General features: G+C 72.8%; 16 protein-coding genes, 1 tRNA gene and 2 pseudogenes. 6 read left to right on the forward strand and 13 right to left on the reverse strand.

From position 1 onward, the window contains the following. Nucleotides 1-3: 3 nt before the first annotated feature. Both G7075_RS18790 and upp read right to left on the reverse strand, forming a co-directional pair. Nucleotides 4-147: a hypothetical protein gene (locus tag G7075_RS18790; protein WP_166123968.1), complete on the reverse strand. Its 144-nt coding sequence runs from the start codon at nt 145-147 to the stop codon at nt 4-6. Nucleotides 148-298: 151 nt separating this feature from the next. Further along, nucleotides 299-940: a uracil phosphoribosyltransferase gene (gene upp / locus G7075_RS18795; RefSeq protein ID WP_166123969.1), complete on the reverse strand. Its 642-nt coding sequence runs from the start codon at nt 938-940 to the stop codon at nt 299-301. Nucleotides 941-992: 52 nt separating this feature from the next. Here upp and G7075_RS18800 point away from each other — a divergent pair, with 52 nt between their 5' ends. The 3 genes from G7075_RS18800 (at nt 993) to G7075_RS18810 (ending at nt 2,035) form a co-directional block, all read left to right on the forward strand. After that, entirely contained in the window at nt 993-1,424 is a 432-nt protein-coding gene (locus G7075_RS18800) for a nucleoside deaminase (protein WP_166124520.1), read from the forward strand. Between the two features lie 135 nt (nt 1,425-1,559). Then, complete coding sequence (locus G7075_RS18805) at nt 1,560-1,814, forward strand: GlsB/YeaQ/YmgE family stress response membrane protein (RefSeq protein WP_166123970.1); 255 nt, start codon at nt 1,560-1,562, stop codon at nt 1,812-1,814. A 131-nt stretch (nt 1,815-1,945) separates the two neighbouring features. Continuing rightward, a tRNA-Ser gene (locus tag G7075_RS18810) sits at nt 1,946-2,035 on the forward strand. Nucleotides 2,036-2,200: 165 nt separating this feature from the next. Here the strand turns inward: G7075_RS18810 and G7075_RS18815 are convergent. After that, nucleotides 2,201-2,788, reverse strand: a complete 588-nt coding sequence (locus tag G7075_RS18815; protein ID WP_166123971.1) for a DUF1232 domain-containing protein — start codon at nt 2,786-2,788, stop codon at nt 2,201-2,203. A gap of 456 nt (nt 2,789-3,244) precedes the next feature. Between G7075_RS18815 and G7075_RS18820 the strand changes: the two genes are divergently transcribed. Further along, nucleotides 3,245-3,928, forward strand: coding sequence for a DedA family protein (locus G7075_RS18820; protein ID WP_166123972.1), 684 nt, complete (start codon nt 3,245-3,247; stop codon nt 3,926-3,928). 4 nt (nt 3,929-3,932) lie between these two features. On the opposite strand, the gene G7075_RS18825 is transcribed toward G7075_RS18820, so the two are convergent. Together G7075_RS18825 and G7075_RS18830 are read right to left on the reverse strand one after the other, a co-directional pair. Further along, on the reverse strand, nt 3,933-4,478 hold the full coding sequence (locus G7075_RS18825; protein WP_166123973.1) for a LytR C-terminal domain-containing protein: 546 nt from the start codon (nt 4,476-4,478) through the stop codon (nt 3,933-3,935). An 8-nt stretch (nt 4,479-4,486) separates the two neighbouring features. Next, on the reverse strand, nt 4,487-4,777 hold the full coding sequence (locus G7075_RS18830) for a type II toxin-antitoxin system VapB family antitoxin (RefSeq protein WP_166123974.1): 291 nt from the start codon (nt 4,775-4,777) through the stop codon (nt 4,487-4,489). Nucleotides 4,778-4,849: 72 nt separating this feature from the next. On the opposite strand from G7075_RS18830, the gene G7075_RS18835 reads away from it, so the two are divergent. After that, nucleotides 4,850-6,493, forward strand: coding sequence for a helicase HerA-like domain-containing protein (locus G7075_RS18835; RefSeq protein WP_166123975.1), 1,644 nt, complete (start codon nt 4,850-4,852; stop codon nt 6,491-6,493). Nucleotides 6,494-6,576: 83 nt separating this feature from the next. On the opposite strand, the gene G7075_RS21770 is transcribed toward G7075_RS18835, so the two are convergent. The 8 genes and pseudogenes from G7075_RS21770 to G7075_RS18870 all read right to left on the reverse strand — a co-directional run bounded on the left by G7075_RS21770 (nt 6,577) and on the right by G7075_RS18870 (nt 12,533). After that, entirely contained in the window at nt 6,577-6,786 is a 210-nt protein-coding gene (locus tag G7075_RS21770) for a hypothetical protein (RefSeq protein WP_240917573.1), read from the reverse strand. A 323-nt stretch (nt 6,787-7,109) separates the two neighbouring features. Continuing rightward, nucleotides 7,110-7,769: pseudogene (locus G7075_RS23205) on the reverse strand (DDE-type integrase/transposase/recombinase); the annotation flags it as partial. Between the two features lie 131 nt (nt 7,770-7,900). Further along, complete coding sequence (locus tag G7075_RS18845; RefSeq protein WP_166123976.1) at nt 7,901-8,245, reverse strand: barstar family protein; 345 nt, start codon at nt 8,243-8,245, stop codon at nt 7,901-7,903. Next, nucleotides 8,242-8,736, reverse strand: a complete 495-nt coding sequence (locus G7075_RS18850; RefSeq protein ID WP_166123977.1) for a ribonuclease domain-containing protein — start codon at nt 8,734-8,736, stop codon at nt 8,242-8,244. The genes G7075_RS18845 and G7075_RS18850 overlap by 4 nt, the downstream gene beginning before the upstream one ends. A gap of 17 nt (nt 8,737-8,753) precedes the next feature. Continuing rightward, nucleotides 8,754-9,146, reverse strand: coding sequence for a hypothetical protein (locus tag G7075_RS18855; RefSeq protein WP_166123978.1), 393 nt, complete (start codon nt 9,144-9,146; stop codon nt 8,754-8,756). A gap of 10 nt (nt 9,147-9,156) precedes the next feature. Continuing rightward, a complete protein-coding gene (locus G7075_RS18860; RefSeq protein WP_166123979.1) occupies nt 9,157-10,080 on the reverse strand; it encodes an AEC family transporter in 924 nt (307 codons plus the stop codon). A 53-nt stretch (nt 10,081-10,133) separates the two neighbouring features. Continuing rightward, nucleotides 10,134-12,040: pseudogene (locus G7075_RS18865) on the reverse strand (propionyl-CoA synthetase). 121 nt (nt 12,041-12,161) lie between these two features. Beyond that, complete coding sequence (locus G7075_RS18870; RefSeq protein WP_166123980.1) at nt 12,162-12,533, reverse strand: VOC family protein; 372 nt, start codon at nt 12,531-12,533, stop codon at nt 12,162-12,164. Between the two features lie 61 nt (nt 12,534-12,594). Here G7075_RS18870 and G7075_RS18875 point away from each other — a divergent pair, with 61 nt between their 5' ends. Next, entirely contained in the window at nt 12,595-13,437 is an 843-nt protein-coding gene (locus G7075_RS18875) for an AraC family transcriptional regulator (protein ID WP_166123981.1), read from the forward strand. The last annotated feature ends 53 nt before the right edge of the window (nt 13,438-13,490 follow it).

The raw sequence follows: 13,490 nt of genomic DNA on the forward strand, positions 1-13,490 counted from the left end.
GGGTCAGCCTCTCAGCAGGCTGTCGAAGAACCGCCCGATGTTGCTCACGCCGCCGGCGATGACGTCCCAGGCCGAGCCGAAGATGTTCGCGGCCGAGTCGGGCGAGGTGAGGATGGCGTAGAGGAGGAAGACGACGACGAGCCACATCACGATCTTCTTGACCGGGGCATGGCGGGTCCTCCTTGCGGGCGCACCCTGTGCACGCCTCGCCGTCGATGGTCCCAGATGTGACTCGTGTGACGGATGAGGCCGTGCGCCGGGCGTGTCGGGCGCCGGCCGGGACGACGGGGCCCCTCGGCTACTGGGCGACGCCGTAGAGCCGGTCGCCGGCGTCGCCGAGGCCCGGCACGATGTAGCCGACCTCGTTGAGCCTCTCGTCGATGGCCCCGGTGACGAGGGTGACCGGGCAGCCGATGTCGGCGACCGACTCCTCGAGGTGCGCGATGCCCTCGGGGGCGCTGAGCAGGCAGACGGCGGTGATGTCGTCGGCGCCGCGGACGCGCAGGTAGTGGATGGCGTCGGCCATCGAGCCGCCGGTGGCGAGCATCGGGTCGAGGACGTAGACCTGCCGGCCGGACAGGTCGTCGGGCAGGCGGTTGGCGTAGGTGATCGCCTGGAGGGTCTCCTCGTCGCGCTGCATCCCGAGGAACCCGACCTCGGCGCTCGGCAGCAGCCGGACCATGCCCTCGAGCATCCCGAGGCCGGCGCGCAGGATGGGCACGATGAGCGGCTTGGGGTTGGAGAGCTTGATGCCGGTGGTCGGCGCGACCGGGGTCTCGATCTCGAACGGCTCGATGCGCACCTCGCGCGTCGCCTCGTAGGCGAGGAGGGTCATCAGCTCCTCGGCGAGGCGGCGGAAGGTGGGGGAGTCCGTGCGCTTGTCCCGGAGGTAGGTCAGCTTGTGGGCGATGAGCCGGTGGTCCGGGTTGATGACGCGCATGGGTGAAACTTAGCGCGTGAGCCCGCCCGCCGACCCCGCCGACCTGGCGCTGATGCGCCGTGCGCTCGGGCTCGCCGAGCGGGCGGCGGCGGCCGGCGACGTGCCGGTCGGGGCGGTGGTCGTCGGGCCGTCCGGGGAGGTGCTGGGCGAGGGCTGGAACGTCCGCGAGGCCGACGGCGACCCCACCGGCCACGCCGAGGTCGTCGCGCTGCGGGCCGCGGCGCGGGCGCTCGGGACGTGGCGGCTCGAGGGGTGCTCGCTCGTCGTGACGATGGAGCCCTGCCCGATGTGCGCCGGCGCCCTCGTGCTGGCCCGGGTGGCCCGCGTGGTCCTCGGCGGCTGGGACCCGAAGCTGGGCGCCTGCGGCTCGGTCTGGGACGTCCCGCGCGACCGCCGGGTCACCCACCGGGTCGAGGTCGTCGGCGGCGTGCTGGAGGAGGAGTGCGGGGCGCTCGTGCGCGACTTCTTCGCCGGGCACCGCTGACCTGCGGGAACATGGCGTCGGGGTGGGCCCGAAACCCGTCTGCTCCTTCGTCCGGTCCGCGTCGGCGGCTCCGCTAACGTCGAGACGCGCCGGCCCCAGATCGGGGTCGGTCTCTCGACGAAAGGCCACACCCCCATGGGCATCATCGGTTGGATCATCATCGGCGGCCTCGCCGGCTGGATCGCGAGCAAGATCATGAACACCGACGCGCAGCAGGGCATCATCCTCAACATCGTCGTCGGCATCATCGGCGGCCTGCTCGGTGGCTTCCTCCTCGGTGTCTTCGGTGTCGACACCAAGGGGAGCGGCATCATCATCAGCTTCATCACCGCGCTCGTCGGTGCATGCATCCTGCTGTTCATCGTCAAGGCCGTCACCAAGCGCGCCTGACGACCCCCCGACGCCGGCGCCTCGCCGGACGCTGCCGACGCCGCCCCTCACCCCGGGGCGGCGTCGTCGCGTCCGGGGATGGTCCGGTGCCGATTTCGGGCCGCCGCTCGGGCTCGGGTAACCTCTCCGGCGGTGGCGTGTCCGAGCGGCCTAAGGAGCACGCCTCGAAAGCGTGTGACGGGGCAACCCGTCCGTGGGTTCAAATCCCACCGCCACCGCCAGACGGAATCCCCCGGGAGCTTGCGACCGGGGGATTTCCGTTGGCGGGTGGCCGGGGGATGCCGGGAGCGGGTCGCGCGGGTGAGGGACGAACCCGCTCGCCCCTCGGAGTCCCACCGCCATCGCACGCCACTCCTACCGCCGCCCCCGCGGCACCCGCCCCGTCGTCAGCCCGAGCCGAGACCCTCGAGCGACGTCGCGGCCTCCTGGACCCGCAGGTTCGGCTCGGGGAGGTCGAGCGCCGCCCCGTCGACCGGACCCGAGGGGAAGAGCGCCTGGGCGACCTGGAGCGTGCTGCGGCCGGTCCGCAGCAAGGCGTCGGCCACGCCCTCGGGCAGCAGGCGGGCCACGACGTGCGATGCCGCCGCGCCGCCGCTGACGCCCGCCGCCTCCGCGGACGGCCCGGCGAACGGGTACGTCCGGGAGAGCTCGTCCGCGAAGGTGTGCACGAGGTAGGCGTCGTCGAGGAGGCCGAGCAGGCCGAGGCGGGCCTCGGGGAGGAGATCCTCCTCATCGAAGAGGTAGGCGAGCACCGTGCCCGCGGCGAAGGTGACGGCGCGCGTGCAGCGGGGGTCGCGGGCCGTCGCGAAGATCTGGTCGAGCGCGTCGGGGACGCTGGCCAGGTAGGGCGTCAGGACCGCCGCCAGCCGCTCGACCTCGTCCCCCGGGACGTCCGGCGCATGCGCCCGGAGGGCGGCGAGCACCATCGGCACCGTCACCTGGGCGTCGAGGCCGGTCCGGAGCAGCGCGATCACCGGTTCCCCCGAAGGCCGCGTCCAGCAGCCCGCTCCCCACAGCCTGACCGGCTGCCGTGACGAACGACTTCGCGAGGCTCTCCGGGGACGCGCCGGGCTGGGCCTGGACCACCGGTGCGCACGGGTAGCCCGGCTGCGGGACCCAGCTCGAGCCGGGCAGGGACAGGTACTGGGTGTGGAAGGAGGGGCAGGTGAAGATCGGCGGGAGGGGCCCGCACATCGGGCACGTGGCTCCCGCGCCGGTCCGGGCGACCGGGACCGGCGGGTGGGGCATGAACGCTCCGGAGCAGGTGAGGGCGGCGGTGTAGCCACAGGTCGAACAACGCGCGTAGAGCATCGGTGCCTCCTCGGTCCACTGATGAGGACACGCGGACGGGTGCGGTGATACATCGGGTCGGCTCCGACCACCACGCCCCGGCACAGCGCGCACCCAGCCGCGACGGGCAGGATGTCCCCGTGCTCTCCAGCCTCCTCGAGCAGATCCTCGGCCAGCCCGCCTGGGTCGTGTACGTCGTCGTCGGCACGCTCGTCTTCGTCGAGGACGCGCTCTTCGTCGGCTTCGTCGTGCCGGGCGAGACGGCGGCCATCCTCGGCGGGGTCACGGCCGCCCTCGGCCACACCTCGCTGACGTGGGTGGCCGTCATCGTCGTGGCGACGGCGATCATCGGCGACTCGGTCGGCTACGAGGTCGGTCGCCACCTCGGCCCGCGCCTCGTCGAGCTGCGGCCGCTGCGGAAGGCCCGTCCACGGGTCGAGGCGGCCCAGGCCTTCCTCGTCCGGCGCGGCGCGGCCTCGGTGTTCCTCGCCCGCTGGACGGCGTTCCTGCGGGCGGTCGTCCCGGCGCTGGCCGGCTCCTCGCGCCTGCCGTACCCGACCTTCCTGCTGTGGAACTCGATCGGTGGCCTGGCGTGGGGCCTGACGTGTGTCGTCGGTGGCTACCTCGCCGGGCGGTCCTACCAGCGGCTGGAGTCGTGGCTCGGAACCGGTGCCCTGGTGGTCGTCGGGGTGGTGCTGCTCGTGGCCGTCGGGCTGCACCTGCGCCGCCGCCGGGCCGATCGCGCGGCGGACGCCGCGGGTGCTGCGGAGGTCGCAGGCACCTCGGGCACCAGCGAGGCGCCGGAGGCGAGCGGGAGGGCCTGAGCGGTCAGGTCGCCGACGGCGCGGGGCACATCGGCAGCTCCTGCGAGGGCGCGGTGGCCGGCTTGAGGGCCTTGAACTTCGTGCCGAGGGCGACGTCGACCCCCGTGCCCTTGCGCTTGTCGTTGACCAGCTTGGTGCCGGACGGCATGACGGAGGCGACGAGCTTGGCGGCCGCGGCGCCGGCCGGGCCGAAGCGGACCTCGGCCACGGCGGGGGTCTTGCGGGTCGACGGGTCGTTCGAGACCTTGTCGACGACGAAGCCGCGGTCGGTGATGAGCTTGGCGGTGCTGCCGGCCAGCCCGGTGCGGCTCGTGGCGTTGTAGACGTTGACGGTGACCTCGGCCGGCGTCACCTCGGTGGCGTCGAACGGCCGGCAGGTGGGGGCCGGTGGCCGTGACGCGCGGGCCTTGTTGTCGGCCTCGTAGTACGACAGGCCGTACCAGAACGCGAAGAAGAGCCCGAGGAGGATGACGCCGATGGTCAGCAGCGAGCGACGGCGGCGCTGGCGCGCGGCGACCGATGCGGGGGACTCCGTCGTGTACTCGCTCATCGTGGGTCCTAGAGGGTGAGGACCCGGGCGTGGAGGGTGGGGCGCTGGTGCAGCGCGGCGCGCAGGGCGCGGTGCAGACCGTCCTCGAGGTAGAGCGTGCCCTCCCACTCGACGACGTGGGCGAACAGGTCGCCGTAGAAGGTGGAGTCCTCGGCGAGCAGCTGGTGCAGGTCGAGCTCGCGCTTGGTCGTCACGAGCTCGTCGAGGCGCACCAGCCGCGGCGGCACACCCGACCACTGCCGCCCCGAGTACCCGTGGTCGGGGTAGGGGCGCGAGTCGCCGACGGCCTTGAAGATCACGCGCTCCACTCTAGGGTGACGCCACCGTGGGACGCCGGTGCGAAACCCCGGGCGAGCACTACATTGACGCTCGTGAGCGACGACAGCACCCTCATCGACGAGATCCGCACCGGCTACGCGTTCGAGGGCCCGGCGCTCGAGTTCGGGGCCGCCGTGGTCGACGGCACCGCGCACCCGGACGCCCCGGTCCGCATCCCGATGGCGGCGATGAACCGGCACGGGCTCGTCGCGGGCGCCACCGGCACCGGCAAGACCAAGACCCTCCAGCTGATGGCCGAGCAGCTCGTCGAGCAGGGCGTGCCGGTCTTCCTCGCCGACATCAAGGGCGACCTGTCGGGGATGGCCAGCCCCGGGCAGCCGAACGACAAGGTCACGGCGCGCTCGCAGGACATCGGGATGACGTGGGAGGCGACGGCCTACCCGGTCGAGTTCTACTCGCTCGGCGGGCAGGGCAAGGGTGTGCCGATCCGCGCGTCGGTGTCGACGTTCGGGCCGACGCTGCTCTCGAAGGTGCTGGGGCTCAACGCGACCCAGGAGTCGAGCCTCGGCCTGGTCTTCCACTACGCCGACGCGCGCGGCCTCTGGCTCGACACCATCGCCGACCTGCGCGCGGTGGTGCAGCACCTCACGTCCGACGAGGGGAAGGCCGACCTCAAGGAGCTCGGCGGCCTGTCGTCGGCGACGGCGGGGGTCATCCTCCGAGAGCTCATCACCTTCTCCGACCAGGGTGCCGACGCGTTCTTCGGGCTGCCCGAGTTCGACACGGCGGCGCTGCTGCGCACGGCCCCCGACGGTCGCGGCCTCGCCTCGATGCTCGAGCTACCGGCCGTGCAGGACCGCCCGCAGCTCTTCTCGACCTTCCTCATGTGGCTGCTCGCGGACCTGTTCCACGACCTGCCAGAGGTCGGCGACCTCGACAAGCCCAAGCTCGTCTTCTTCTTCGACGAGGCGCACCTGCTCTTCAACGACGCGAGCAAGGACTTCCTCGACGCGATCCAGCAGACCGTGCGGCTCATCCGCTCCAAGGGCGTCGGCGTCTTCTTCGTCACCCAGTCGCCGAAGGACGTGCCGACCGACGTGCTCGCCCAGCTCGGCAACCGCGTGCAGCACGCGCTGCGCGCCTTCACCCCCGACGACGCCGCGGCACTCAAGGCCGCCGTCAAGACCTACCCGAAGACGGGGTACGACCTCGAGGAGCTGCTGACGACGCTCGGCACGGGCGAGGCGGTCGTCACGGTCCTGTCCGAACGAGGCGCGCCGACGCCGGTGGCCTGGACGCGGATGCGCGCGCCCGAGTCGCTGATGGCCCCCTCGCCCGACGCCCTCATCGACTCGACGGTGGCGGCGTCGCCGCTCAACGCCCAGTACGGCACGGCCGTGGAGCGCGAGTCGGCGGCCGAGATGCTCGGCAAGGCGACCCAGGAGAAGGCGGCGGCGGACGCGGCGGCTGCGGCGGCGGCCGCCAAGGCCAAGACCGACGCCGCCGCGGCCGCCGAGGCCGAGAAGGCCCGGGTCGCGGCGGAGAAGGCCGCCGAGAAGGAGCGCGCCGCCGCCGAGAAGGCCGCTGCGGCCGAGGAGCGCCGCAAGGCCGCCGAGCCCGGGATGGTCGAGCAGGTCGTCAAGTCCTCCGCGTTCCGCTCGATGCTCCGTTCGGCCGGAACCGTGCTGGGCCGCGAGATCACCCGCTCGGTCTTCGGCACGAGCCGCAAGCGCTGACCCTCGCCGAGGAGTCCCCGAACGTGTGTGAAGACCGTCGGCATCCCGACTGTCATGTGACAGGACGTTTCGGACGGGGTGTGTCAGGACCTTTCGGACAGTGTGGGTTTCCAGGTGCTGCGGTTTTGGTAGCGGTGGCGGGGGTCGATCCGTATCCGCGCGATGACGAGGGTGTCGTGGGTGATGACGGCGTCGTGGCCGTCCCGGACGATGGTGACGGTGGCTGCGGCCCAGGCGCTGCCGATGCTGGTGACCGCGTCGCCGCCGAGGTTGACGTGCCCGTTGGCAGCCACGACGCGCCGGGTGACGGTGGCCCTTCCGGGCAGTGGGGTCGGGGCGGGAGTGGCCTTGGGGCTGGCGGTGTACCGCTCGTGGGGGTTTGGTCGGGGTCCAGGCCTTGGTGAGGGCGGTCGGTGTTGAAGAGCAGGTCGTAGGCGTCGACGAGCCGTTGCAGCGCCTCGATGGTGGTGGCCGGGTCCCGCGCGGTCAGCCACCGGCTCAGTGGTTGCCAGTCGCGTTCCTTCTTGCCCAGGGTTTGCGGGTGGCCCGCAGTGGAGCTGACGGTGTGAGTGCCCACGGCGTGGACCTGGGCCTCGAACGTGCCCATCGCCCCGGTGATCCGGCGGGCATTGAACGCCAGCGAGTTGTCGGTGAGCAGCATCGCCGGTGGGCCGTGGCGGGTGGCGCACCTGCTGAACAAGGTCCAGGCGTCGGCGCTGTTCTCTGACCTGGCGACCCGGGTGCCCAGGATGAACCGGGAGTGGTCGTCGATGATCCGCAGCAGGCACACCGTCCTACCGTCGGCCAGGAGCCACTGCTTGCCGTCCAGCTGCCAGCACGCGTTCGGGCGTGGATGCTCAAAGCGGCGGAAGGACGCCCGGGGCCGCTTCGCCGGTTGGGGATCGACCAGCCCGGCGCGGACCAGGACCCGGTGGATGGTCCGAGCGTCGGGGACGGCGGGGACCTCACGGCGCCTGAGCCGCGAGCCGATGCTGCGTGCCCCATCGTCCCAGCCGGCCCTCCTGAGCGCGTCACGCTCGGCGACGATCAGGTCCACCATCGGTTGGGGTGTCGCTGTCGGAGAGAAATGAGGCCGGCTGGAGTCATCGAGCAACCCCTCCAGGCCGCGTTCCCTGAAACGGCGCCGATACCGGTAGTACGAGTCCCGGCTCAGGCCCAGCTCGGCGCACTTCGCGCTCACCGTGCCTCCCGCCTCCACGGCGTTCAAGAACGCCACCGCCAAGCGTGCATCCATCGCCACCGACTTCCCGGCCATGAGCAATGCTCGGCCAACTCGGTGTCCGAAAGGTCCTGTCACATACCTGTCCGAAAGGTCCTGTCACTCAATAGTCGGCATCCCGACGGTCTTCACACACGTTCGCGTGAGGTCGGGGCCGTTCGGGGCGGTCAGCGGTCGACGACGGTGACGCGCAGGTGCGGCTTCTCCTCCTCGGCGTCGCCGAGGATGCGCAGGACCATCTCGTAGACGTCGGGGTGCTCGGCGCGCAGCGGGGCGGTGCCGTCCCAGACGAGGTGCACCACCCCGTCGACCCCGTGCACGTGCTGGAGCAGGCAGTCGAACATCGCGTCGTAGTTGAGGCCGTACCAGTCCGGGAAGCCCAGCGCCTCGCCGAAGCGCGCGAGGGTCTCGGCCTTGTCGATGCCGGCGGGCACGAGGTCGACCCGGCCGTCGGCCCGCAGCGAGCGGACGAGCGGGGCTATCTCGGTGTCGGGTCCGAGCACGGTGGTCACGGGTCCTCCTCGACGACGCTGAACGTCGCGTAGTGGTCGGGCGACCAGTAGGCGACCCCGTCCCGGCCGGTGACGATGCGCCGCGCGCCGCGGTCGCCCTCGCCCGGCGTCGGCACGGTGTACTCGTGGTACCAGCCGCGCGCCTGCGGGGGCAGGATGCGCTCGCGGTTCTGGAACACGACACCGTCGCGCTCGTAGGGGAAGGGTCCGCCGGCCGCGATGAGGTCGAGGGTGCGGCGGGCCTCGCGCGGCAGGTCGGCCCGGGCGACGGTCGGCAGCCCGGATGCCGGGTCGGTCGTGCTGCCGCTCCCGGACCGGGACGCGGAGGATGCGGAGGGTGCGGAGGACGAGGATGCCGTGGTCCCGGGCCGGGCGGCGGACGGGTCACCGGCCTCGGACGACCCGCGCCCCAGCCACCACACCGCGGCCAGCACGACGACCGCGACGACGAGCAGCCCGACGGCCCCGGATGAGCGGGTTCGGTTGCGCATCAACGACTCCCGACCGATCAGAGGCTCAGGACGGCGCGCGCGTAGGCGCACTCGATGTCGGGGTCGGTGACGCTCTGCACGTACCCCGGCCGCACCGCGTAGGTGACCTCCCAGCCGGCCTCGGTGCGGCGGACGGCCTCGAGCCGGTCGCCGAGCAGCTCGCGCAGCTGGTCCTCGCGCGGGAGCCACAGCGCCTGGTCGAGGGTCACCGAGTCGAGGGCCCACTCGGTGGTGCCGTTGAAGCCGAGCAGCGACTGGTCGCGGTAGGTCTGCACCTCGACGGTCAGGTCGGAGATCCAGAAGACCTCGCCGGTGAGCAGCTGGGCGTCGATGACGAACCGGTCACCGGCCGCCGGCGCCCACAGCACGCCGGCGCCGACGAGGTCGCGGGCGAGGTCGACGGAGATCACGGGTCCATCCTCACCCGAGGAGGGCGGTCAGCGCGACGATGAGGGGCACGCATCCGACGGTCGTCACGAGGATGGTGTCGCGCGCCAGCGTCGTCGCCCGCTGGTAGCGGGTCGCGTGGACGAAGATGTTCTGCGCCGTCGGCAGCGCCGAGCAGACGACGACGGCGAGCAGCGGGTGCCCGTCGAGCCCGAGCAGCAGGTGCGCCACGGCCCAGACCACGAGGGGCTGCACCCCGAGCTTGAGGGCCGACGTCAGCCCGACCTCCCCGAGCGGCACCCCGCCCCCGAAGCCCGGCCCGAGCCGCAGTGCCACCCCGTACGCCAGCAGCATCGCCGGGACGGCCATCGCCCCGACGAGCTCGACGGGGGACTCCACCAGCTCGGGCAGCCGCCACCCCGTCACCGAGAGCACCACACCGACGAGGGTGCCGATGGTCAGCGGGTTGGTCACCGGCCGACGCAGCAGCTGCCCCACCGAGGGACGCGTGCCGCGGACGTCGCCGTCGAGCAACGCCAGGGCGAGCGGCTGGAGGACGAGCAGCTGGAGCAGCAGGGTCGGCGCCACGAACGCCGCGTCGCCGAGCATGTAGGCCGCCACGGGCAGCCCGAGGTTGCCGGCGTTCACGTACGAGGAGGCCAGCGCCCCGATGACGAGCTCGCCCGTGCTCCGCCGCCACCGCCGCCGGGCCACGACCACGTACAGGCCCGCCGCCACCGCGACCCCGGCCGCCGTGGCGACGAGGTTGCGGGACAGCACGTCGTGGACGTCGGTGCGCGCCAGGGTCGTGACGAGCAGCGCCGGCGACGCGACGAAGAAGGCGACCTTGCTGAGCACCATCTGCGCCTCGATGCCGACGACCCCGAGGTGTGCGACGAGGGCGCCGAGGCCGATGACGGCGGCGATGGTGACGAATCCCAGGAGGACGCCCTGCACGACCCCATGCTGCCCCGCGACACCGTTGTGCCGCAGCGCGGTCCGTCAGCCGGTCAGCCCTGCGGCCGCAGTACCCCGGCCAGCGCGTCGAGCACCGAGACGTCCTCGATGGTGCCGGGCACGTTCGGTGTCTTGCCGTCGGCGAGCTCGCGCATCGTCTTGCGGAGGATCTTGCCCGAGCGCGTCTTCGGCAACCCGCCGACGATGTCGACCTGCTTGAGGCTGGCCACCGCACCGACCTCGTCGCGCACCCGCTGCACGAGCTCGGCCCGGATGCGCTCGCCGTCGGCGTCGGCGTCGATGCCGCCCTTGAGGACGACGAGCCCGCGCGGCACCTGGCCCTTGAAGTCGTCGGCGACCCCGATGACGGCGCACTCGGCGACGGCCGGGTGGCCGGCGAGGGCGGCCTCGATGGAGCCGGTCGACAGCCGGTGGCCCGCGACGTTGAGCACGTCGTCGGTGCGGCCCATGACGTAGACGTAGCCGTCCTCGTCGACCATCCCGCCGTCGCCGGTGAGGTAGTAGCCGTCGTAGACCGACAGGTAGCTCGCGACGTAGCGCTCGTCGTCCTGCCAGAGCGTCGGCAGGGTGCCCGGCGGCAGCGGCAGCCGGATGGCGATGGCGCCCTCCGTGCCGGGGGCACGGGCTGCGCCGACTCGTCGAGCACCTGGACGTCGTAGCCCGGTACCGGTACCGACGGCGAGCCGGCCTTGATCGGCATCGGTTCCAGCCCACGCAGGTTCGCGGCGATCGGCCATCCGGTCTCGGTCTGCCACCAGTTGTCGACGACCGGCACGCCGAGGACCGAGGAGGCCCACTCGTAGGTGTCGGGGTCGAGGCGCTCGCCGGCGAGGAACACGGTCTCGAGCGAGGAGAGGTCGTACTGCGCCATCAGCTCACCGGCGGAGTCCTCGCGCTTGATGGCGCGGTAGGCCGTCGGGGCGGTGAACATCGCCTTGCACCGGTACGAGCTGATGATCCGCCAGAACGCACCGGCGTCGGGCGTGCCGACCGGCTTCCCCTCGTAGAGAACGGTGGTCGCGCCGGTGAGCAGCGGCGCGTAGACGATGTAGGAGTGGCCGACGACCCAGCCGACGTCGGACGCGGTGAACCACACGTCGCCGGGGCCGATGTCGTAGACGTTCTCCATGGACCAGCGCAGCGCGACCGCGTGGCCGCCGTTGTCGCGCACGATGCCCTTGGGCCGGCCCGTCGTGCCGGAGGTGTAGAGGACGTAGAGCGGGTCGGTGGCCGCGACGGGCACGCAGTCGGCCGGCTCGGCGTTGGCGTCGACCTCGTCCCAGGTCATCTCCTCCCAGTCGGTGTCGCGCACACCGACCTCGGCCGGGGCCTGCGGACGCTGGAGGACGATGACCGACTCGGGCTTGTGGCTGCTGCGGTCGAGGGCGCCGTCGAGCATCGGCTTGTACTCGACGACCCGGCTCGGCTCGATGCCGCACGACGCGGAGACGATGACCTTCGGCTCGGCGTCCTCGATGCGGGCCGCGAGCTCGGCGGGAGCGAAGCCCCCGAAGACGACCGAGTGGACGGCCCCGATGCGCGCGCAGGCGAGCATGGCGATGACGGCCTCGGGGACCATCGGCATGTAGACGATGACCCGGTCGCCCTTCTCGACGCCGAGGGAGGCCAGGGCCCCGGCGAAGCGCGCCACCCGCTCGAGCAGCTCGGAGTACGTGAAGGTCTGGGCCGCCCCGGTGACGGGGGAGTCGTAGTGCAGGGCCGCCTGGTCACCGCGGCCGTCGCGCACGTGCCGGTCGAGGGCGTTGAAGCAGGTGTTGAGCGTGCCGCCGCGGAACCAGCGGTAGAAGGGCGGGTTCGAGTCGTCGAGGACGGCCTCCGGCTCGGAGACCCACTCGATGCCGGAGGCCGCCGCGCCCCAGAACGCGGTGGGGTCGCTGATCGACTGCTCGTGGGCCGCTGCGTAGGCGCCGGTGCTCATGGCGCCATCGTCGCGGCCGGGCGCACCGGCCGTCCACGGGTCGTGACCGACGTCTCCGTGGACGGCCGCTCGCGTGCGCCGAGCGGGGGAGCGGCGCGGGCTGTGGGGGCCGTGCGGCCGCTCAGCCCCAGTTCGCCGCCTGCGTGAGGCAGAAGGGGTGGCCGCTCGGGTCGAGCAGCACGCGCCAGGTCTCGCCCGGCTGCTCGTCGGGCAGCGTGCCGCCGAGGCCGACGACCTCCTGCGCGGCGGCGTCGAGGTCGTCGACGGCGAGGTCGAGGTGGAACTGCTTGCTGCCGTGCTCGTTCGGCCACCCCGGCGCGACGTGGTCCTCGACGAGGCCGAGCCCGAGGGCGATGCCGCCGGGGCCGGTGAGCATCGCGTACTCGTCCTGCTCGTGGGCGACGTCCCAGCCGAGCACGCCGGACCAGAAGGCGCAGTCGCGGCGGACGTCGGAGCTGTCGAGGGTGAGCATCTTGAGGGTGGCGGTGGCCATCGTCGGGGGTCCTCTCGTCGGGAGCGGTGGCTGTGTCACCCATCGTCCCTAGGCTGGCGCGGTGCCGGCTAGGACAAACGCGACGGCCTCGACGGCGGGCGTGCTGCGCCCCGACGAGTTCGCGCGCCACGTGCGCCTCGAGCGGTCGGCGGCGGGGGCGGCCGTCGCGCCGTGGGTCGAGAACCACTGGGGGCTGGCCTGGGCGCTGCCCGCCGGGCGGTGGTTCGCCAGCGAGGTGCTGCCGCACCCCACCTGCTCGCTCACCGTCGAGGTCGGCACGCACCGGCGGGCCGGGGTGCCCGAGGGTGAGTCGGTCGTCGTCACCGGGGTCTGCACGCGGCGCTTCGACGTCGAGATCCGGGGTGAGGGCGTGGTCCACGGGGTCCGGTTCCGGCCCGGCGGGCTGGCCGCGCTCACCGGGCGGGCGGCGTCGGGATGGGTCGACCGGTCGGTGCCGGCACGCGGGCTGCTGCCCGACGACGTGGTGGACGCGCTCGCCGACCCCGTGCTGGTGCAGGACGCCCCGGCCTGGCGGGCGGCGGTCGAGCACGGCCTCGCGGCGTCGGCGCCCGGTCCGGACGCCCGGTACGAGGGGCTCCTGGGCATCGTCGCCGACGTGCTCGAGGACCGCTCGCTGCTCACCGTGGCCGACGTCGCCGCCCGGCACGGCACGACGCCCCGCAGCCTCCAGCGGCTCTTCACCCACTACGTCGGCGTCGGCCCGAAGTGGGTGCTCGCGCGCTACCGGATGCACGACGTCGTCAGCGCGCTCGACGACGGCTACGACGGCACCCTCACCGACCTCGCGCACCGCTTCGGGTGGTACGACCAGGCGCACTTCACGCGCGACTTCACGGCGCTCGTCGGGGTGACACCGGGCCGCTACCGCGACCGGCGGGCCTGACCGACCCCGCACCCCACCCGGGTTCGAGGTGTTACCGACCCGCGAGGGGGCCC

Origin of the sequence: Phycicoccus sp. HDW14 (assembly GCF_011383005.1) — a bacterium.
GTDB lineage: Bacteria > Actinomycetota > Actinomycetes > Actinomycetales > Dermatophilaceae > Phycicoccus.